Origin of the sequence: Clostridium sp. Marseille-P2415 (assembly GCF_900155545.1) — a bacterium.
In the GTDB taxonomy this organism is placed as follows: domain Bacteria; phylum Bacillota; class Clostridia; order Lachnospirales; family Lachnospiraceae; genus Lacrimispora.
The window spans coordinates 2,961,363-2,981,213 of sequence record NZ_LT732526.1 but is presented as its reverse complement, the minus strand read 5'-3'; the positions used below and the strand labels follow the sequence as shown (position 1 = coordinate 2,981,213).

The 19,851-nt window shown below is 43.4% G+C and carries 19 protein-coding genes; 16 read left to right on the top strand and 3 right to left on the bottom strand.

From position 1 onward, the window contains the following. The first annotated feature begins 13 nt into the window (after positions 1 to 13). On the top strand, positions 14 to 535 hold the full coding sequence (locus BQ9856_RS18495; protein ID WP_077612343.1) for a cysteine hydrolase family protein: 522 nt from the start codon (positions 14 to 16) through the stop codon (positions 533 to 535). A gap of 90 nt (positions 536 to 625) precedes the next feature. Next, positions 626 to 1,123 carry an AAA family ATPase gene (locus BQ9856_RS18490; RefSeq protein WP_077612342.1) on the top strand — a complete coding sequence of 166 codons (498 nt, stop codon included), beginning with the start codon at positions 626 to 628 and terminating at the stop codon, positions 1,121 to 1,123. Positions 1,124 to 1,241: 118 nt separating this feature from the next. On the opposite strand, the gene BQ9856_RS24615 is transcribed toward BQ9856_RS18490, so the two are convergent. After that, positions 1,242 to 1,394: a hypothetical protein gene (locus tag BQ9856_RS24615; protein WP_159442033.1), complete on the bottom strand. Its 153-nt coding sequence runs from the start codon at positions 1,392 to 1,394 to the stop codon at positions 1,242 to 1,244. Between the two features lie 322 nt (positions 1,395 to 1,716). On the opposite strand from BQ9856_RS24615, the gene BQ9856_RS18485 reads away from it, so the two are divergent. The 13 genes from BQ9856_RS18485 (at position 1,717) to BQ9856_RS18425 (ending at position 16,358) form a co-directional block, all read left to right on the top strand. Beyond that, positions 1,717 to 1,983: a hypothetical protein gene (locus tag BQ9856_RS18485; RefSeq protein ID WP_077612341.1), complete on the top strand. Its 267-nt coding sequence runs from the start codon at positions 1,717 to 1,719 to the stop codon at positions 1,981 to 1,983. A gap of 85 nt (positions 1,984 to 2,068) precedes the next feature. Beyond that, positions 2,069 to 2,614 carry a metallophosphoesterase family protein gene (locus tag BQ9856_RS18480; protein WP_077612340.1) on the top strand — a complete coding sequence of 182 codons (546 nt, stop codon included), beginning with the start codon at positions 2,069 to 2,071 and terminating at the stop codon, positions 2,612 to 2,614. Positions 2,615 to 2,871: 257 nt separating this feature from the next. Then, positions 2,872 to 3,912 carry a substrate-binding domain-containing protein gene (locus tag BQ9856_RS18475; RefSeq protein ID WP_077612339.1) on the top strand — a complete coding sequence of 347 codons (1,041 nt, stop codon included), beginning with the start codon at positions 2,872 to 2,874 and terminating at the stop codon, positions 3,910 to 3,912. Beyond that, complete coding sequence (locus BQ9856_RS18470; RefSeq protein ID WP_077612338.1) at positions 3,902 to 5,413, top strand: sensor histidine kinase; 1,512 nt, start codon at positions 3,902 to 3,904, stop codon at positions 5,411 to 5,413. Before BQ9856_RS18475 ends, BQ9856_RS18470 begins: the two co-directional genes overlap by 11 nt. After that, complete coding sequence (locus BQ9856_RS18465) at positions 5,391 to 6,977, top strand: helix-turn-helix domain-containing protein (protein WP_077612337.1); 1,587 nt, start codon at positions 5,391 to 5,393, stop codon at positions 6,975 to 6,977. Before BQ9856_RS18470 ends, BQ9856_RS18465 begins: the two co-directional genes overlap by 23 nt. A gap of 5 nt (positions 6,978 to 6,982) precedes the next feature. Next, positions 6,983 to 8,035: a substrate-binding domain-containing protein gene (locus tag BQ9856_RS18460; RefSeq protein ID WP_077612336.1), complete on the top strand. Its 1,053-nt coding sequence runs from the start codon at positions 6,983 to 6,985 to the stop codon at positions 8,033 to 8,035. A gap of 147 nt (positions 8,036 to 8,182) precedes the next feature. Next, the gene (chvE, locus tag BQ9856_RS18455; RefSeq protein ID WP_077612335.1) at positions 8,183 to 9,343 is read left to right on the top strand and encodes a multiple monosaccharide ABC transporter substrate-binding protein; all 1,161 of its coding nucleotides are present in this window, start codon (positions 8,183 to 8,185) and stop codon (positions 9,341 to 9,343) included. A gap of 81 nt (positions 9,344 to 9,424) precedes the next feature. Further along, positions 9,425 to 10,999, top strand: coding sequence for a multiple monosaccharide ABC transporter ATP-binding protein (gene mmsA, locus BQ9856_RS18450; RefSeq protein WP_077612334.1), 1,575 nt, complete (start codon positions 9,425 to 9,427; stop codon positions 10,997 to 10,999). 18 nt (positions 11,000 to 11,017) lie between these two features. Continuing rightward, positions 11,018 to 12,193, top strand: coding sequence for a multiple monosaccharide ABC transporter permease (gene mmsB / locus BQ9856_RS18445; RefSeq protein ID WP_077612333.1), 1,176 nt, complete (start codon positions 11,018 to 11,020; stop codon positions 12,191 to 12,193). Positions 12,194 to 12,320: 127 nt separating this feature from the next. Then, complete coding sequence (locus BQ9856_RS18440; protein ID WP_077612332.1) at positions 12,321 to 12,731, top strand: nucleotidyltransferase domain-containing protein; 411 nt, start codon at positions 12,321 to 12,323, stop codon at positions 12,729 to 12,731. Beyond that, on the top strand, positions 12,728 to 13,258 hold the full coding sequence (locus tag BQ9856_RS18435) for a hypothetical protein (RefSeq protein WP_077612331.1): 531 nt from the start codon (positions 12,728 to 12,730) through the stop codon (positions 13,256 to 13,258). Before BQ9856_RS18440 ends, BQ9856_RS18435 begins: the two co-directional genes overlap by 4 nt. A gap of 363 nt (positions 13,259 to 13,621) precedes the next feature. Further along, a complete protein-coding gene (gene allB, locus BQ9856_RS18430) occupies positions 13,622 to 14,998 on the top strand; it encodes an allantoinase AllB (protein ID WP_077612330.1) in 1,377 nt (458 codons plus the stop codon). 10 nt (positions 14,999 to 15,008) lie between these two features. Further along, the gene (locus tag BQ9856_RS18425; RefSeq protein WP_077612329.1) at positions 15,009 to 16,358 is read left to right on the top strand and encodes an NCS1 family transporter; all 1,350 of its coding nucleotides are present in this window, start codon (positions 15,009 to 15,011) and stop codon (positions 16,356 to 16,358) included. 135 nt (positions 16,359 to 16,493) lie between these two features. Here the strand turns inward: BQ9856_RS18425 and BQ9856_RS24610 are convergent, their stop codons facing one another. After that, positions 16,494 to 16,925: a DUF2877 domain-containing protein gene (locus BQ9856_RS24610; protein WP_207663105.1), complete on the bottom strand. Its 432-nt coding sequence runs from the start codon at positions 16,923 to 16,925 to the stop codon at positions 16,494 to 16,496. 645 nt (positions 16,926 to 17,570) lie between these two features. On the opposite strand from BQ9856_RS24610, the gene allB (BQ9856_RS18415) reads away from it, so the two are divergent. Further along, positions 17,571 to 18,944 carry an allantoinase AllB gene (allB, locus tag BQ9856_RS18415; RefSeq protein ID WP_077612327.1) on the top strand — a complete coding sequence of 458 codons (1,374 nt, stop codon included), beginning with the start codon at positions 17,571 to 17,573 and terminating at the stop codon, positions 18,942 to 18,944. On the opposite strand, the gene BQ9856_RS18410 is transcribed toward allB (BQ9856_RS18415), so the two are convergent. Continuing rightward, positions 18,937 to 19,788, bottom strand: a complete 852-nt coding sequence (locus BQ9856_RS18410) for an alpha/beta hydrolase (protein WP_077612326.1) — start codon at positions 19,786 to 19,788, stop codon at positions 18,937 to 18,939. The genes allB (BQ9856_RS18415) and BQ9856_RS18410 overlap by 8 nt on opposite strands. Positions 19,789 to 19,851: the final 63 nt, after the last annotated feature.

Sequence of the window (19,851 nt, the reverse complement as noted above, 5' to 3'; positions counted from 1 at the left end):
AAGGAGAACAAAAATGGTTTTATTAGTTGTTGATGCACAAAAATTAATAACAAACGAAAAATTATATGAATTTGATATTTTTGTATCTAATGTTAAAGAAATACTACATGAAGCCAGGGCAAATAATATAGAAGTAATATATGTACGTCATGATGATGGAATAGGAAATGAATTAACAAAAGGAACTGACGGTTTTGAAATATATGAAAATTTCCAACCGATGAATGGTGAAAAAATATTTGATAAAAAGGTTAATAGTGCCTTTAAAGGGACAGGATTATCAGAATATTTAATCAATAAGGGAGAAAAGGATCTAATTATTGTAGGGCTTCAAACCGATTATTGTATTGATGCTACTATAAAATGCGGATTTGAACGTGGATTTAATATTATAGTTCCAGCATATGCAAATACAACAGTTAATAATAAATTTATGTCAGCAGAACAAAGCTATAAATATTACAATGAATTTATGTGGAATGGGAGATATGCAGAATGTATTTCATTGGATGAAACAATTAAAAGAATGAAATAGCTAAAATCTTATTAAAAAAACATAGATGATTTTCGCAATCGGCTGATGTATTTAGAGAGTATTTTAAAAACGGTACATGGGGGTTGAGACATGAAGAATTTATATATGGTTGGTGGAACCATGGGGGTTGGAAAAACTACCACCTGCCGGATAATGATGCGGAAGTTAAATAGCAGCGTATTTCTCGACGGAGATTGGTGCTGGGATATGCATCCTTTTCAGATAACGGAAGAAACAAAGCAAATGGTCATAGAAAACATATGCTTTATTCTGAATAATTTCATCAAGTGCTCAGTTTATGAGAACATTGTATTTTGCTGGGTGATGCACCAACAAGCTATTATTGATGATATTCTTTCACGTCTTGAAACCGCAAATTGTAATGTTCACGCAATCTCCTTGATATGCAGCGAAGAGGCATTACAAGACCGTTTAAGAAAAGATGTCGTTGCTGGTATCCGGGCAGAAGATGTGATTCGTAGAAGTATAGAACGCATTCCTCTTTATGAAAAATTGAATACACATAAAATAGATGTATCGAAAATTTTTCCGGAACAAGCGGCCGACTTCATTATTCGGAACTGGTAAATTCCTAAATAAATAGATTACTGCTTTCATTACCAACTTTCAATATTCCATAATTGGTTTTTTATTGTCATAAATCAGGTAAGAGAGGGTTTTCTATAGGTATTTCTTTAGGCATGGATTAAGTGTTTGAGTTATCAAATGGTCTGCTGGAATAAGTTATTTTCCCATTCCTATCAACCCTAAAAAGGACTTGGTCAATCAGTTTTTTATTTCCTTGAAGCTTTTTGGCGTCCTCTTTACTGATTTGAAAAGCTGCTTGTTTTTTCTTCATAATATCCGACTCCTAAATGGATTTAGTTGTATTTTATCATTTAAAGAGTAAAATTGAAACCATATTATAAATTAAAATGAAAAGGGAGACCTATATACAGATGTTGTAAAAAAGTGACTTATAAAAAAGGTTGGGCAGCAATCCATTGTGCTCCTTATGTGGTAAATACAGTACATCAGGGCGGCAGAACTAAAAGTTTATGAGGATTTATTATCACAAAATTAAAATATAATGTATTACTGTATATTGAAAGTTTAATGTTGATAATTAGTAGCTTTTGAAATAATATGGTATTAGTGAAAATAGGAAGGAAGGATTAATAATGATCACGATATTCACCCGCAAAGAATTGATAAGTACTTACGATATGAAAAGGCAGGCGGAAATACGAGATTTACTGGCTCAAAATGATATTCCTTATACTATTAAGGTGATCAACAGAAAAAGCCCATCTCCTTTTGATGCGGGATCCAGAGCAAGGACAGGGACGCTAGGGGAGAATTTACAGATGGAATATGAATATATTATTTATGTGAAAAAGACGGATTATGAAAAAGCAGATGCGATTGTAAATGGAAAAATCAATTAATAAATATCAGATTACCAGCCGGGGGTTCCATTTACGGCCATATCATTACAATTTAGCATTATAGTTGATAAAAGGAGTTGATCACATGATATACTTTACCTCAGATACACATTTTTATTATTCAAAAGGCCAATGCAGGGTAGGAACCCGGACTTTTAACACATCTGCGGAAAAGAATGAATTTTTAGTTGAGCGCTGGAATCAGACAGTCCAGCTTGAGGATGAAGTTTATTTGCTGGGGGATGTTTCAGATGGAGATGGATATCAGACGAGTGAGATTTTAAGAAAGCTCAATGGTAAAAAGTACCTTGTGATTGGAAATAATGATCATTATCTTGAAGATCCGGCATTTGATAAGAGTATTTTTGAGTGGTGCCACCAATATTATGAACTGCATACGATGGATACAAAATTTGTATTATTTCATTTCCCAGTAGAAGTATGGTCCGGCTACAGGAACAACCGCATCCATCTGCATGGGCACCTGCACCGGATGCAGCCGGTTTACGAACCGATCCGCCGTTATGAGGCAGGGGTCGATGCCCATGATGGGAGTCCGGTTTCGATTGAAAAAATATGGGAAACCATAAAGGACTTAAACAATGAAAATCGGAACATAGCGGGATTGTGATAAATTTAAAAGGTATGGGATATTGCAATTTCATAAAACATTGATGTGTATAACTACTAACTGTCAGTTTTTGAAGTTAGTAGTTTTTTCTATATAGAACTGAAAGTTCATGCGGCTTTCATAGAATGGCGCCATCAAGACCATGTACATCAATTGACAAAAAAATGCTATCTCCCCGCAATTTTCTCCTGCTTACGTTTTCCCCTCCAATTTAGTATAATAATTTTATTACAATATTAATAAAGAGGGCAACCACCATGGACAATAGAAAGAAAAGCCTGCTTCTGCTGGTGTTTAGCGGTTTGTTCGGTATCGTGTTCCTCACACTGCTGACCTCATCCTTTTATGGGTACGTTCTAAAAAAAATCGGTGTGGAGCATGCGGAAAATACCAATACCTACCGGTATCATTACGTCATGATCATAAATAATCTGGATTCCCAGTTCTGGAATGATGTGTACGAAAGCGTCCGGGAGGAAGCGGCCCTGCACGATGCTTATGTAGAACTGAAAGGAAAAAACCAGTCGTCAGAATATACCACCGTAGACTTTATGGATATGAGCATAGCGGCCAGGGTGGATGGGATCCTTTTGGAATTTACCGGAGAAGCCCGGTTGGAGGAACGGATCAATGAAGCAACTGCCAGGGGAATTCCTGTGGTCACCATATTGAACGATGCTCCCACCACGGACCGCAAAAGCTATGTGGGGATCAATTCCTATCAGCTTGGACAGGAATATGGAAACCAGATTTTAAATATGCTCCCGAAAAATTCAAAGAAAACCAGGGCAATGATGCTCTTGCACGATAATTCCATTGACAGCAACCAGTCCCAGATATTGAGCCAGATCAATAACCGGATCATCACATCAAGCGAGACCGGGAACCGGATCAAAATCGAAGAAATCAAAATCCCGTCCGGCAGGGCCTTTGAATCCGAGGAAATCGTGCGGAGCTTATTTCAAAACAGCCAGGGTCCCCCGGATATCATTATCTGCATGGACGAGGTGGATACGGAAGCTGTATATCAGGCGGTTATTGATTATAACTGCGTCGGTGAGACCCAGGTGATCGGTTATTATAAATCAAAGGCCACCTTAGATGCGGTCCGTAAGGGGACCATGGCCATGACACTCTGCATTGACACCAGACAGATGGGAAAATACAGTGTGCAGGCTCTTACGGAGTCCATACACGACGGAAGGACCAATTCCTTTTACAGCGTGGATTTACAGTTTGTAACAAAGGAAAATGCCTCGGATTTTATCAGTAATCAGTGGAGCGGCTATGAAAAATAATTGGAAACATCTGTGGGAAAACCTTCCCATTACGCGCAAGCTTTTTTTGGAAATTGCTGTGACGGCAGTTGTGCTCTTTGCCAGCAATCTGTTCATTTATGCCCAGATCAACCAGATGGTGGAGCGGATGAATTCCGTATATATGAGCAATGTCAATTTAAACGAGCTCTCCGACGCACTCACCGGTGTTCAGAATTACATGTATAAATACCTGCAGGTAAAGGATTCCGAGTCCTTAAACGACTATTACCGGGCCGAACAGGATTACAGGAAGCTGTTAGAGGGGTTAAGCGTTGCGGTAACGGACAACCAGATCCAGATTCTTGAAAAAAATATCCATAATATGTCGGACAGCTACTTAAGGCTGACTGATGAGACCGTACAGGCAAAACGCGGCCAGAACGTGGAAAAGTATAAAAGCTCCTATGAAGCAGCCTTAAAGCTTTACCAGTTCATCAACCATGACATTTCGGTCTTAAACAGCCAGCAGTTTAAGAACAATTCCGCCAGTTATCAGACCCTGCAGGCAGCCCTTCAGTATCTGGAAGTCATAAGCTCCGTTATTCTGGTCATTGTTATGATCATCAGCATAACGGTCATGATGATGATGACAAAAGACATTGTTACTCCCCTTACCGATCTGGCCCATACGGCCAAATTGGTGGGCCAGGGAAATTTCCATGTTAAGGTGCCGCCTATCCGTGCAGGAGATGAACTGGGGATCGTAACCGGTACATTTAATCAGATGGTGGACAGTCTGGACGAGTACGTGAATAAAATTAAGGAGAGCGCGGAGAAGGAACAGGAGATGAAGGAGCGGGAGCTCTTAATGGAAAATCATTTAAAAGAAGCTCAGTTAAAATACTTACAGTTTCAGATCAATCCTCATTTTCTTTTTAACTGCTTAAATGCAGGGGTTCAGCTTGCCATGATGGAGGATGCGGAAAAAACCTCGGTATTTATGGAAAAAATGGCGGATTTTTTCCGCTATAATGTGAAAAAAGGTTCGGAAGATGCCACGATCCGTGAAGAGGTCGAAACCGTGGAGAATTACATCTATATATTGAATGTCCGTTTCGCAGGAGACATCCGGTACGATTCCCGGATCGATGAGGGGGCAATGGATATTTCCATTCCAAGCATGATCCTGCAGCCTCTGGTTGAGAATGCGGTGAACCACGGAATCCGGAACATTGACTGGCCGGGAAAAATTCACCTGACCGTAAAGAACTGCCCGGAAGAGATCGAAATCCGCATTGAGGATAATGGGAAAGGCATGGAAAAGGAAAAGCTTGAAAGGATCCGTGCCGGCGGACAGACGGCAGAAGAAGCGGATTCCACCGGAATAGGTCTTCACAATGTCATATCCCGTTTGAGCCTTTATTACAAGGATGACGGGATTTTCCATATCTTCAGTGAGGGGGAAGACAAAGGAACTGCGGTGGTTTTACGGATACCAAAGAGAGGGGGAAATGTACATGTTTCGGATACTGGTAGCTGATGATGAAGGGATCATGCTGGAATCCATAAGAAATATCATACAGTCAAATTTCGGGAGTGATTGTGAAATAGTCTGCGTTAAGACCGGGAGAGCGGTCATCGAGCAGGCCGGCTCCTTCCGTCCCGACATTGCCTTTGTGGATATCCAGATGCCCGGATTAAGCGGGATCCAGGCGATTAAAGAGGTCCGTAAATTCAATCCCTCCATCGTGTTCATCATCATAACGGCCTTTGATAAATTTTCCTATGCCCAGGAAGCGGTGAACTTAGGGGTCATGGAGTTCATCATGAAGCCGGTCAACAAAAAGAAGATTCTGGATACCTGTATAAAGGCCATGCACCAGGTGGAGGAAGCCAGGCAGAAATTAAGCGATGATCTAAAGATCCGGGAGAAGCTGGAAATCGTGATTCCCATGATCGAGAGCGGTTTTATCTACAATATTCTTCAGGATGATTCGGATCCTGCCAGGAGCGGATATATTGAAATGCTGGATATACAAAAACCCTATGGTTTTATGATCGTGCTGGAATTCGGAGACAGCATGGAAGGCGGAACCATGACCAATGCCATAGGTGTCGGTGTCCGGGTGAACAAGTACTATTCCATGGTGAGGGAGATCGTAAAAGACTATTTTGACTGTGTCATCGGGCCGGCCATGGGGAACCGGCTGGTCTTGTTCCTTTCCTTTGAACAGGAAAAGGTGCGGTATGAGGAACGGGTGGAAATCATTACAAGGACCAGGAATATGATCCATAAGCTGGAAAACAGCATGGACGTCAAATGCAGAGGAGGCATCGGGTCGGTAAAGCCCTTGTCCGGGATCCGCGGTTCCTATAAGGAAGCCATAAAATCCTTAAGAGAAGGCGACAGCCATGTGGTACATATTACGGATATTCCCGCTGTGTCGGACTATGACGGGGAATATCCGCTGGACCTTGAAAACCGGTATCTGGAAAGAGGAATAAAGGCGGACCGGGATGGAGCCTTATCCTGTGCCAATGAATTTTTTGACTGGATGCTGATGCATGACGGGGATGTCCGGGCCAATATTGAAGTCAAGATACTGGAGCTGGTCATGAGGCTTGAGAGAAGGGCATTTGAAGCAGGAAATATGCGCTATGGCTTCCGCTACCGGGAGAATTATTTAAGGGAACTCCGGGATGCGGCCGATGCAGAGGGGCTCAGACGCTGGTTTCTTAATAAGACAAGGGAAATATGCGAAAACATCAGTACATCCAGGGAAAAGGAGTATGAAAATGTAGCTTCCAGAGTCAGGGGATACATTGATGAAAATTATGCGAAGGACATTTCCTTAGATGACGTTTCCAGAATGGTGGATATCAGCCCTTATTATTTCAGCAAATTGTTCAAACAGGAGGTGGGAGAAAACTTTATAGAATATGTAACCAGAACCAGGATCAAACATGCAAGGCGCTTTCTGGAGGATTCCAGATACAGCATCAAGGAAATATGCGTCATGTCCGGTTACAGTGACCCCAATTATTTCAGCAGGATTTTCAAGAAGTATGAAGGGATGACGCCCAGTGAATATAGGGAGAGGTAAGTGTTATGAAAATGTGGAGAGGGAGATTGTTACTTGTGGTTATGCTCTGCTGTACCCTGGCAGCAGGCTGCGGGAAAGCCGAGGCAGGAACAGAGGCCGACGTCCAGGCCTGGGAAAAGGAAAGGCCCCTGCAGATCGGCTTAAGCATTGACTCATTTGTGATCGAACGCTGGATCAGGGACCGGGATATTTTTGTATCCACTGCAAAAGAGCACGGTGCCGAAGTCAATGTACAGAATGCAAACGGAGATGTAAACGAACAGATCGAGCAGATAAAATATTTCATCAAAAAGCAGATGGATGTCATTGTGGTGGTAGCAGGAGATTGCGAGGCTCTTTCCGATGTGATGAAAAAGGCAAAGGATGCGGGAATTAAGACAATGAGCTATGACCGGCTGGTGCAGAATGCGGACTGCGATATGTACATATCCTTTGATAATAAAGAGGTGGGGAGGCTGATGGCGGAAAGCCTGGTCAGAGACATTCCGGAAGGAGGAAAGATTTTCATGATCCAGGGGCCGGAGACGGACCATAATGTGGAAATGGTCCGGGAAGGCTTTGATTCGGTAATAGAAGGAAAAAATCTGGAAGTCGTATATGAAAGCAACTGCGAGGGCTGGCTTGCGGAGCATGCCTTTGATTATGCAAAGGAAGCGCTTGAGAAATACCCGGATGTAAGAGGGATCATGTGCGGCAACGATGATCTGGCAACCCAGGTCTTCCGGGCGCTGGCAGAAGACCGGATGGCTGGAAAGGTCTGCCTGGTGGGTCAGGATGGGGATCTGATGGCGTGCCAGCGGATCATGGAAGGGACCCAGAACATGACGGCCTTTAAGTCCATTGAGGAAGAGGCCAGACTGGCTGCGGAATACGCGGTAATGCTGGGGAGAGGGGAACCCTTAAAGGGGGGTGACAAGACTATTCATGACGGAACCTATGATGTCCCCTTTTTGGAGTTAAAACCGGTGGCAGTCACCAAAGAAAATATGGATGATGTCATCATTCAGGGGGGATTCCATGCCCGTGAGGATGTATATCTCAATGTAAAACAGCAGTAGCATTATTTTGCCGCGAAAAAGTCCTGGGCCGTCAGGGCTTTTTTTCATGTGGATCAATACGTGCTAACGGTTCGCAAACAAGTCCTGTTCTGTTCGTGATAGGATAGGATCATCAAAAAACAAGTATTGGAGGAGGAACAAAAAACCATGAAAAAGAAATTTTTAGCAGCTGCAATGACCCTTGCCCTGACAGCCGGGATGCTGGCCGGATGCGGAAGCCAGACAAACTCCGCACCGGAAAACAAAGAGACGCAGACAACTGCCGCCGCCGGCGAGTCAGCCCAGGCTTCTGAGAGCAAGACGGAGGAGACCAAGGCGGCTAAAGGAGAAGGAACCCTGATCGGCGTTGCCATGCCCACCAAGGATCTGCAGAGATGGAACCAGGATGGGTCAAACATGAAGAAGGAGCTGGAATCCGCCGGATACAAGGTAGACTTACAGTATGCCAGCAATGATGTCCAGACCCAGGTATCCCAGGTTGAAAACATGATTTCCAATGGCTGCCAGATGTTAGTGATCGCATCCATCGACGGAAGTTCCCTGGGTGAGCCGTTAAGCCAGGCGAAAGCCATGGGAATTCCGGTCATCTCCTATGACCGTCTGATCATGAACTCCGATGCAGTTACCTATTATGCAACCTTTGACAACTATAAAGTCGGACAGAAACAGGGCGAATACCTGGTAGAGGCTCTGGGCCTTGAATCAGCCACGGAACCGAAGAACATCGAACTGTTTACCGGCGACCCGGCCGATAACAACTGTAATTTCTTTTTTGGAGGGGCCATGGATGTCCTTCAGAAATACATTGACAGCGGCAAGCTGAAAGTAAAATCCGGCCAGACTGCTTTTGAGCAGGCAGCCACCGCCAACTGGGATTCCGAAAAGGCCCAGAACCGTATGGATACCATCATTGCAGGCAACTATTCCGACGGAACCGTACTGGATGCAGTCCTCTGCTCCAACGATTCCACTGCCCTGGGAGTTGAGAACGCCCTGGCGTCTTCCTATACCGGGAAGTATCCGATCGTCACCGGTCAGGACTGTGACATTGCCAATGTAAAGAACATGCTGCAGGGAAAACAGGCAATGAGCATCTTTAAGGATACCCGTACCCTTGCTTCCCAGGTCGTAAAGATGGTGGATTCCGTTATGCAGGGCGGGGAAGCGGAGATCAACGATACCAAGTCCTATGACAACGGAACCGGAATCATCCCAACCTACTTATGTGATCCGGTGGTTGTAACGACTGACAACTACAAAGACCTGTTAATTACTTCCGGTTATTATACGGAGGACCAGTTAAAGTAACCGAAATGATTTCCTAATGGGGACGGCTTCTTAAAGGCGTGGATGCCGTCCTTAAGAAATGACGGCAAGGGAGGGGCAATCTTGGCAAAAATACTTTTGGAAATGAAGAACATAACCAAGACATTTCCGGGCGTCAAGGCTCTGGATGATGTAAACCTTCAGGTAGAGGAGGGCGGGATCCATGCCCTGGTGGGCGAAAATGGAGCGGGCAAGTCTACCCTGATGAACGTGCTCAGCGGCATTTATCCCTATGGGACCTATGAGGGAGATATTATTTACAATGGGGAAATCTGCAAATTTAACCGTATCAGCGACAGCGAACAGAAAGGAATCGTCATCATTCATCAGGAGCTGGCTCTTGTACCCTATATGACGATTGCCGAAAACATGTATCTGGGAAATGAAAAGGGAAGAAAGTATGCGATCAATTGGAGCGAAACGTATGGGGAGGCGGATGAATATTTAAAAACGGTGGGACTTACGGAAACTTCCCATACATTGATCAAGGATATCAGTGTGGGAAAGCAGCAGCTGGTGGAAATCGCAAAGGCACTTGCAAAGCGTGCCCGGCTGCTGATTCTGGATGAACCGACTGCATCATTAAATGAAGATGATTCAAAAGCTCTTCTGGAGCTTTTATTAAAATTTAAATCAGAGGGAATGACCTCCATCATCATTTCTCATAAACTGAATGAAATTGCCTATGTGGCGGATAAGATCACTGTCATCCGCGACGGCCGGACCATAGAAACCCTGGACCGGAAAAAGGATACCATAACGGAAGACCGCATTATAAAGGGCATGGTGGGAAGGGAACTGGTGGACCGTTTCCCAGGCCGCTGTGACGTGAAAATCGGCGGCAAAGCCATGGAAGTGGAACACTGGAATGCATATCATCCCTTATATTCGGACCGGAAGGTTGTCAGTGATGTTTCTTTTTATGTCAGAAAAGGGGAAGTTGTGGGGATCTGCGGCCTGATGGGAGCCGGGAGAACAGAGCTTGCCATGAGCATATTCGGAAAGAGTTACGGCGTTAACATTTCCGGAACGGTGCGCATCAATGGGGAAGAGGTAACCTTGCATTCGGTCCGGGATGCCATACGCCACAGGCTGGCTTATGTGACGGAAGACCGGAAAGGCAATGGCCTGATATTAGGCAATCCCATAAGGATCAATACGACCCTGGCCAATTTGCAGGCCGTCAGCCGCCATACCGTTATTGACAAGGATAAGGAATATGCGGTGGCTGAGGATTACCGGGAAAAGCTTAAGACAAAATGCCCCAGTGTGGAACAGAACGTAGGCAACTTAAGCGGCGGGAACCAGCAGAAGGTGCTTCTTTCAAAATGGATGTTTGCCGAGCCGGATATTCTGATCTTAGATGAACCCACCAGAGGAATCGATGTGGGCGCAAAATACGAAATTTACTGCATCATCAACCGCCTGGCTGCGGAAGGAAAATCTGTCATCATGATCTCCTCCGAGCTTCCGGAGGTACTGGGGATGTCGGACCGCATCTATATTATGAACGAAGGCAGGATGGTGGGAGAGGTCAGTGCGGACGAGGCGACCCAGGAGAAAATCATGGCCTGTATCTTAAAATCAGATAAACACCCTGAGGGGATACCTGTATGCCGGAAAGAACGGGTAAATTAGAGGAAAGGTGAGTAGAACATGGAGAATAAGATGAAATTATCTGAGGGATTAAAAAAATATACAATGGTAATTGTTCTTGCTGTTGTAATCATTCTTTTCACAGTCAATACAGGCGGGAAAATGCTTCTGCCCCAGAATGTAAATAACTTAATTGCGCAGAACGCCTACGTGTTTATTCTGGCTACCGGCATGCTCTTTTGCATCCTCACCGGAGGCAACATCGACTTATCCGTAGGCTCTGTGGTGTGTTTTGTAGGAGCTGTCGGCGGAAGCATGATGATCACCATGGGAATCAATCCCTATCTGACCCTGTTGTCAATGCTGATCATCGGCATTCTGGCAGGTGCATGGCAGGGCTTCTGGATCGCCTATGTACGGATCCCTCCCTTTATCGTGACTCTGGCCGGCATGCTCATGTTCCGCGGTTTATCCAATGTGGTCCTGCAGGGCATGACCTTGTCCCCCATTCCGGATCCGTTTTTAAACCTGTTTAATACCTATGTTCCGGACCTGTTCGGGATACAGGGCTTTAACCTGACCTGCTTTCTGGCGGGAATCCTTGCCTGCCTGATCTTTATCGTTCTGGAACTTTTGAACCGCAGAAAAAAGCTTCAAAAAGGGTACCGGGTGGATCCGATTGGAGGCATGGCAATCAAGATGAGTCTGATCAGTGCCGTTGTCTTATTCTTTATGTATAAGCTGGCCAGATATAAGGGAATTCCCAATGCACTCATCTGGGTAACTGTGATCATCGGAATTTATAGTTATATTTCTTCCAAAACCACCACAGGACGTTATTTCTACGCGGTGGGCGGGAATGAGAAAGCAACGAGACTCTCCGGTATCGACACCAATAAGGTATATTTCCTTGCTTACTTAAATATGGGACTGTTAGCCGCAGTGGCGGGCATGGTAACTGTGGCCCGTTTGAACTCCGCAAACCCGACAGCCGGAAATAACTATGAAATGGATGCCATCGGCGCCTGTTTCATCGGAGGTGCTTCCGCATACGGAGGTACCGGAACCGTACCGGGAGTGATTGTCGGTGCGGCCCTGATGGGGGTTTTAAATCTTGGCATGAGTATCATGGGAGTGGATCAGAACCTGCAGAAGGTGGTAAAGGGGGCGGTTCTTCTGGCAGCGGTAATTTTTGATGTGGTGAGTAAGAGAAAATCGTTTATTGTGAAACAATAGAAGAAAGCAGCTTATCCCTGCTGCTGTTTGTAAGAGCTGTTTGTAAGAAATGTGATATATGTTGTAACTCTGCGTTAGATGGGATATAATATATAAACAAACCACAGAAGGGAGGCTTCTGGTGAATATGGCAGTAGATAACGCGGCAAAGGATAAAGCGATGAGCCATCTGTATGAACTACTGGATTTACAAAAGGAAGTGGAAAGCCAGTTTGGTGAAACGGGATATAATGTTTTCGTGTTTGGCAGTTATTTGACAACGCAGTATGTAGAAGGAGTGAGTGATATTGATATTGCAATTTATGCAGAAGACTTCGACTTGTACAAAAAATTGTCTCTGTATTTGGAAGAACATTTTGATAAAAAGGGTATAAAAAGTGATATATTTTTTATTGATCTTATGATTGAAGCACCTATTTACTGTGCCCCATTGAAATCCAGGGTTCAGTTTACAGATTATTTCCCTAAAGAGCTGGAGGCGTTTGAAAAGAAATGCCGGCTTAAACTGGAAGAGGCTAAGGCGAGGATTGCCGTATGAAATTTAACGAAGATATTTTAAAAGAGTTTAACCTCGAGCCGCCTGTTGAAAAAGAACCGGTCAATGTAATGCAAATAAGTGAAATGCTTCAATTTTTTAAAGAATGTGCAGTTAGAATGATACAGAAAAGTGAATTATACGAAAAGACAGATAATGTTGATATCCAAATGGACTGCATTGATATTGTAACTGCAAAATTAAATGATTTTACGCAGGTGTTTAAGGATCTGGTTAAATTTATGAGGAAAGAAGAAGGAATAATAAAAAATGCTGCTTCTCTTCGTTATTGCGTTACTAGTTTTGATTTTTTTGCGTTCCGGCAGACAGAAGCAGAAAAATTATTCCTTCGAGAACTATTGATACGCAATGAGATAACGCATGATTACTTTAATCGTGAAATGCATCAGCAGAAATTAATTTGGATTATGCAACATTGTATAGAAGGGGCTCTTGATGTGTATAACCATATTAATGGTTATTGTACTGAAAAAAATCTATTGAACAGATATGCGGATAAAAATTCATAGATAGTTTTTAAATGCTGTTTTCTTATACTGATGTATGAGGAGCAGCATTTTTATATTTATAGCAAATTCCTATGTATGCTAGTCATAAATTGGTACATGGAAAAGAAAGCGGTCAACTGGCAGGTAAAACTCCACCAGTCACCGCTTTCTTTTTAGATCGCTCCGATTGCAGATAGGATTGGAGCAGTAAAAACCGAAGTTGTGATCAAGCAGTTTTTGCTATAGCAGATAAAAATACTTTTCTTTTTTGTCTTTTTATGCCAATGAAACATGGGAGAACTATAACTATAATGCAAATAAACACAATAAATTACCGGTATTTATTAAAAAGAATGAGCATAATGCGAAAAAGGAGGAACCAGAATGGGCAAAAATATGGAGCTTATTATTAGAAACGGAATCGTTGTATTTCCAGATAAAATTGAAAAAGCAGATATTGGTGTAAGTAACGGGAAAATAGCGGAAATAGCCGAAGAAATATCTCAGGATGCGAAAGAAGTAATTGATGTGTCAGGGAAATACGTATTTCCGGCAACAACAGATGGACATGTGCACTTCGATGATCCGGGAAGAACGGAATGGGAAACAATAAAAAACGGAAGTCAATCTCTGGCAGCAGGAGGCGGAGCAGTATTTTTTGATATGCCGCTGAACAGTTCTCCGTGTACACTTGATAAAGAAAATTTTGAAAAGAAACTGGAAATTGCAAGAAGAGATTCTGTATGTGATTTCGGTCTGTGGGGAGGATTATGTCCGACAAACTTAGACAAACTGGAAGAGCTCGCCGAGTGCGGGGTTGTCGGGTTTAAAGCTTTCTCCTGCTTTAGCGGAATCGATGAATTTCCTGGAATTGATGATTATACGGCTTACAAAGGTATGCAGAAGTTGAAAGAACTGAATCTTCCGCTTATGGTTCATTGTGAAAATGACGGAATTACAAGGAAAATGACAGACTTAAAAAATGTACAGAACAAAACGGGTATTATGGATTATTTTGAAGCCCACGCGCCGATTACTGAAATCGAAAGTATTTCCAGAATGATCACGTTTGCAGAAGAAACGGGATGTAAACTTATTATTGCCCATGTGAGCACGGCAAAAGGCGTGGAATTGGTTACGGAGGCGAGAAAACGGGGCGTAGATGTGTCCTGCGAAACAATCGGCCATTATTTGATTTTGACTGACGAAGACGTAGAAAGACTTGGCACTCTGGGCAAATGTTCTCCTCCTATCCGCGACGCAGGGAACCGGCAGAAGATGTGGGGAAAATTGTTTAGCGGTGAAATAACATTTATTTCATCGGATCATTCTCCCAGCGATCCGAAATTAAAAGAGAAAGAATTTATGAAAGCATGGGGAGGTATATCCGGATGCCAGAGTACGCTTTCTGCAGTTCTTACCCATGGCTATCATGATAGAAAACTTATGCTTACAAAGGTTGCAGCACTGACCGCATCCAATGTAAATGAGGTGTTTCATATTGAAGGAAAAGGCAAAATCCGGACAGGCTACGATGCAGATTTTGCAATTGTGGATTTGGATAAAGAATATGTGTTGGATGCAGAGTCCTTATTCTATTTACATAAAGTGAGTCCTTATGTGGGAATGAAATTTAAAGGAAAAGTTGCACAGACGATTGTACGTGGCAGAACAATTTTCAAAGACGGTAAAATCACAGCAGTTTCAGGAGGAAAATTGATCACGCCCGCCAGAGTGTCACAAAGACAAGACCATATATAAGGAGAAGAATATGGAAGAAAGTGAACTGAAAACAGAAGGAAAAGCAGTGGATGCAGCCAATAAACGGGATGGGATGGTGCCTGTTCCTATGAGTAAGAGAACTATGAAGGCATCTTCCTACTGGCTTGTATGGCTTGGAGGATGTGTTTCTACCGCAAACTTAACACTTGGTTCTGACCTGGTTTCAGGAGGATTGAATCTTGTTCAGGCAATCATTGCAATTGCATTTGGATCAGCCCTGTGCGTGATATGCATGGTGTTAAATGACAAGCTATGTTACACTACCGGAATTCCATATGTAGTGCAGTTAAGAGGTGCATTTGGCTTTAAAGGAACCGTGATCCCCGCACTGTGCAGAGGAATTCCGGCAATTGTATGGTATGGCTTTCAGAGCTGGGTGGGCGCATCGGCAATCAATGAAATCAGTAAAATACTGATTGGTTTTGACAGTATTGTCGTGTGGTTCATTATTTTCCAGGCCCTGCAGATCGGACTTTCTGCATTGGGGTTTCAGGGAATCAAAGTCATCAATAATATTGGCGGAGCTATTGTTATGATAGCGCTGATTTACATGCTGATCACGATTCTGAACATGCATGGAGATGTAGTAACAGAAGTTGTGAACCAGGAAGGATCATGGGGGCTTCCGTTCTTTGGAGCGGTTACATCCTTCATTGGTGTAAACTGTGCGCTTTTGGTAAATATCGGTGATTCCGTAAGACAGTTAAGACCTGGATGCGGCCCGGTAAAGCGGGGATCAGCATATGCTTTTGCTATGATTCCGGCTGTTGTATTCATGGGAGTGATTGGCCTGCTTGTTACAAGCGTAACCGGAATTGCCAATCCGATTGTAGGTTTTGCATATATTATGCCGAATAAAGCGATTGTCGTAGTTACATTATTGTGTATCGTATGCGGAACGCTTACCACAAATATGCTGAATAATGCGCTGCCTCCGATTTATGTGCTGGTAGATCTTCTGAAGCTTTCGCTGAAGAAATGCGCGGTTATTGTCGGACTGCTCGCGTATGTTACTTTTCCCTGGGAACTTGTGAAAGAGTCTTCCGCGGCTGGATTAAATCTTTTTGTTCTGATTTCTTCTGCGGTCCTGGGACCGGTTTTCGCGATCCTGGTTGTGGACTACTATATGATTAAAAAGCAGAATGTAAACTTAAGTGACTATTATGATCCGGAAGGATCATTTAAAGGAATGAATCCGGCGGCAATCGGGGCTATGATAGCAGGCGTGACGGTAGGGCTTGTTTTCATTGATGTATCATGGCTGGCAAGCATTTTGCCTGCAGGAATCGTTTACTATGTTCTGACAAAATATTTAAAAAAACGCGGCGAAAAGGATTGAAATATGATAAGAAGTTTTCTGTGATAGAAACTGTCACGGAAGACTTCTTTTTTGATGGGAACGTAGCCCACTACGCCCCACAAATTGCTTCTTGCCTCCCACAAAGTGGAACATTCAGCCCGGCACAAGCAGTTTTCAAACACGCCCCAGAGAGAGAGCATAATATATTCCGCAGAGAGAATCGATACCGGAGGAATGGCCCACTGCTTCAAATGAAGCGAGGATTTCTCCGGGAGAAGAAGGAGGGATCAGATCCTTGATCGGTTTGCTGAAGTGAGAGGAAAGTGCACAGCAGATAAATGTCCGGCTGATATCATTTGTGTTATGAAGATTCGCTGTTATTTTTTCTCTGAGAATTGATGCAAAAGGATGGTCCCAATTTCCTGAAAGTGTCAGGCCAGCCAGTACGCCGCACAAAAAATCATCACCGCTTGGGGTAAGTCCGATGCCTAATCCGATTAAATGAATCAATTCGTCAGCGGCTCTGTCATAATCCGGAACATGCATAAAAGTATGGCAGGCTGAAAGACGCTGCCTTGCGGCGGCAGTTACAAGAGCCTGATCCATTTCATTGTTGCCGGATTCAGTACAAGAGGGGACAAAAATAGTACGGAAGCCTCCGGCGGAGGACCGTTCCAGCACAGACTTCAGTAAATCCCGTGATAGTGAGGAAGATCCGGAGGATAGTTCTGAGTCAAATATATGAGCTTTTGAAAAACAAAAGTGAAAAACAGTGTCGGAACCGTATATCGATATTCTGCCGGGACTTATTTTAACCCGCTGATTACGAAGAACAGGAAGTGCTTCCATGGATTGTGCATCCAGTTCGGTAATGAGGCTGACAGGGGATATGGGAGAAGAGGCTGCCTGTAATGCCAGCAGACAGGTCCCGATTTGAAGATTTATTGTTTTCCGGTATACGGAGTGTACATGGCCCTCTGTGACGGAAGTTAATATTTTTAAAGAATATGATGCAATGGATGAAATGTAGAAGAGCATAGCAGATCCCTTTTTCTTTCTGTTTTATATTATGTATTCTAGCAAAAGGCTGAGAAAAACACAAACATAATGACATAAATTGTACATGTTGGACAAAAGTTTAAGCGAAATTTCACTTCTTTTTGCATTGTTTTTAGAAGCGTTATTAACTAAAATGATGAAAAATGTTTGACCAGCCAGTAATCAACCAAAATCGGGATTGGAGGAAAAAATATGTATGATTTATTAGTGAAAAATGGGAAGATTGTAACGACAGATTGTGTTTTTCAGGGAAATATCGCGGTGAAAGGAGGTAAAATTGCAGCAATTCTTATTGCAGGAGAAGAACCGGAAGCTGAGAAAGTAATTGATGCAAAAGGAAACTATGTATTCCCCGGTGCAATTGATACGCATGCACATTTGAATGATCCGGGATATGAATGGCGTGAAGATTACGGGCATGGAACTGCCGCTGCTGCTGTAGGCGGATATACAACCGTGATTGATATGCCGCTGCAGAACGAACCCGCTATGACCAATGCGGAAATATTTAATAAAAAGTTTGAAAAGGTATCTCCGAATGCATATGTGGATTACTGCTTCTGGGGAGGTCTGATTCCGGATAATTTCCGGGATCTGGAAGGGCTGGACGAGAAAGGATGTGTAGCGTTTAAATCCTTTATCGGACCGGTGTCACCCGATTACAGTTCATTGAATTATGGACAGGTATACGAAGCAATGCAGATTATCCGGGGGTTTGACGGACGTGCCGGTTTCCATTGCGAGGACTTTGCAACAATTAAATGGCAGGAACAAAGAATGAAAAAAGAGTGCAGACTTGACTGGCAGGGCTTTCTGGATTCCAGACCGGTTATTGCAGAAATGATTGCTACCGTTGATGTCATTGAACTTGCGAAAGCAACAGGCTGTAAAACTCATATCTGCCATGTGAGCAGTCCGGATGTTGCGCAGAAAATCAAAGAAGCGCAGCAGGAAGGATACGATATCACAGCAGAAACCTGTTCTCACTATTTAAGTATGACAGATGAAAATGTGCTGAAAAACGGACCTTTATTTAAATGTGCGCCGCCTCTGCGTTCAAAGGAAGAAGTCGAAAGATTATGGACCTATGTAGAAGACGGTACATTCAGCGGAATTGCAAGTGACCATTCCCCATGTGCTTATGATGAGAAATACAATGAGATTTTGGGGAATAAAATCGAGAATGTGTTTGATGTATGGGGCGGAATCAGCGGAATCCAGAGCGGTTTCCAGGTAAGCTTCTATGAAGGCTGCGTGAAACGTAACATTTCACCGTCTGTTCTGGCAAATGCAATGGCAAAAAAACCGGCGGAAGCTTTTGGAATTTACGGCAGAAAAGGAGATATCAGAGCAGGATTCGATGCAGATCTTCTCATTATTGATGCAAATAAGGAATGGGAGATTACAAAAGAATCTCTTCTATATGTGAACAAGATTTCCGCTTTTGTAGGAATGAAAGGAAAAGGACTGCCGGTCTGCACAATTGTACGCGGCAATGTTATCGCTGAAGATGGAAAGCTTGTTGGGAAAAAGGGGTATGGAACACTGATCAGAAAAATCAAATAAGATGAATTTCTAAAAAATGTACAGTTGCCTTGAGAAGCTGAACGGTAAGAGAATCCGTTTCATCTCTGTCAAAATCGTGCATTGCTCTTGAAACAATAAATTTCTCTGCCCGATACTTGCCGCATAGCTCGAGAAACTCCGAATATGGAACATCCGTATCATTGATACTGTGCGCACAGAATAAGGGAGCCGGAAGTTTATCACAGGCCCGGAGCGAATAATCCAGAAAGAAACATTTGTCCCGTCCATCGTAAAAAAGAGATTTCCATGTGCCTGTCTGCCTGGCATAAACATAAATGCTGTAGTGCGTATCCAAATCTCCTTCCGTATGAACCCGGTCTGAAACAGCAAGGAGGCAGGATTCAGGAACTGCCGGCAAAGTACAATAATATTTGCTGGGAGTACTGAACCAGCTGTCGCACAGGAAGCCGTAGCCATAATAGGAAAGGATTCCGTTTGGAGGCAGGAGAAGGCGGCCGCTGGCAGAAGCAAGCAGGCATAAATATGCTCCGGCAGAACGGCCCCAGAGAAAATAGGGAAGTTCCCGGGCAGCATAACGCATCGGATGTTTAACATAGTGATTGATGGAATCAACAACATTATTTATGATAAAGTCGATTTTTACGGCGGGAGCAAGAGGATAATCATAGGAAATGATCACGCATCCGGCGTCTGTAAGGCTGTTTAAGTGCAATTCAGGCAGATCTAAGCGTGATCCGTACAGGAGTCCGCCGCCATGAAAGTATAAAACGCATGCCCGGGGAACGATGTCTGTATTCTGGTATATGGTGGCTTTTACCGGATAAGATGTTTCATTCAACGTAATTTCTTTTTGAGTAATCATACTGGAATTCCTTCCTGCTGTTAAGAGATCGTTCATATTGTTACAAGAAGATTATAGCATAAA

Excerpts from the sequence above, each read along its gene's own strand:
- allB (WP_077612327.1), top strand. The coding sequence starts at position 17,571 with ATGTATGATTTATTAGTGAAAAATGGGAAGATTGTAACGACAGATTGT.
- BQ9856_RS18495 (WP_077612343.1), top strand. The coding sequence starts at position 14 with ATGGTTTTATTAGTTGTTGATGCACAAAAATTAATAACAAACGAAAAA.
- BQ9856_RS18425 (WP_077612329.1), top strand. The coding sequence starts at position 15,009 with ATGGAAGAAAGTGAACTGAAAACAGAAGGAAAAGCAGTGGATGCAGCC.
- BQ9856_RS24610 (WP_207663105.1), bottom strand. The coding sequence starts at position 16,925 with ATGGATCAGGCTCTTGTAACTGCCGCCGCAAGGCAGCGTCTTTCAGCC.
- BQ9856_RS18470 (WP_077612338.1), top strand. The coding sequence starts at position 3,902 with ATGAAAAATAATTGGAAACATCTGTGGGAAAACCTTCCCATTACGCGC.
- BQ9856_RS18485 (WP_077612341.1), top strand. The coding sequence starts at position 1,717 with ATGATCACGATATTCACCCGCAAAGAATTGATAAGTACTTACGATATG.
- BQ9856_RS18440 (WP_077612332.1), top strand. The coding sequence starts at position 12,321 with ATGGCAGTAGATAACGCGGCAAAGGATAAAGCGATGAGCCATCTGTAT.
- BQ9856_RS18410 (WP_077612326.1), bottom strand. The coding sequence starts at position 19,788 with ATGATTACTCAAAAAGAAATTACGTTGAATGAAACATCTTATCCGGTA.
- mmsB (WP_077612333.1), top strand. The coding sequence starts at position 11,018 with ATGGAGAATAAGATGAAATTATCTGAGGGATTAAAAAAATATACAATG.
- BQ9856_RS18490 (WP_077612342.1), top strand. The coding sequence starts at position 626 with ATGAAGAATTTATATATGGTTGGTGGAACCATGGGGGTTGGAAAAACT.
- BQ9856_RS18435 (WP_077612331.1), top strand. The coding sequence starts at position 12,728 with ATGAAATTTAACGAAGATATTTTAAAAGAGTTTAACCTCGAGCCGCCT.
- BQ9856_RS18460 (WP_077612336.1), top strand. The coding sequence starts at position 6,983 with ATGAAAATGTGGAGAGGGAGATTGTTACTTGTGGTTATGCTCTGCTGT.
- BQ9856_RS18480 (WP_077612340.1), top strand. The coding sequence starts at position 2,069 with ATGATATACTTTACCTCAGATACACATTTTTATTATTCAAAAGGCCAA.
- BQ9856_RS24615 (WP_159442033.1), bottom strand. The coding sequence starts at position 1,394 with ATGAAGAAAAAACAAGCAGCTTTTCAAATCAGTAAAGAGGACGCCAAA.
- BQ9856_RS18475 (WP_077612339.1), top strand. The coding sequence starts at position 2,872 with ATGGACAATAGAAAGAAAAGCCTGCTTCTGCTGGTGTTTAGCGGTTTG.
- chvE (WP_077612335.1), top strand. The coding sequence starts at position 8,183 with ATGAAAAAGAAATTTTTAGCAGCTGCAATGACCCTTGCCCTGACAGCC.
- BQ9856_RS18465 (WP_077612337.1), top strand. The coding sequence starts at position 5,391 with ATGTTTCGGATACTGGTAGCTGATGATGAAGGGATCATGCTGGAATCC.
- allB (WP_077612330.1), top strand. The coding sequence starts at position 13,622 with ATGGGCAAAAATATGGAGCTTATTATTAGAAACGGAATCGTTGTATTT.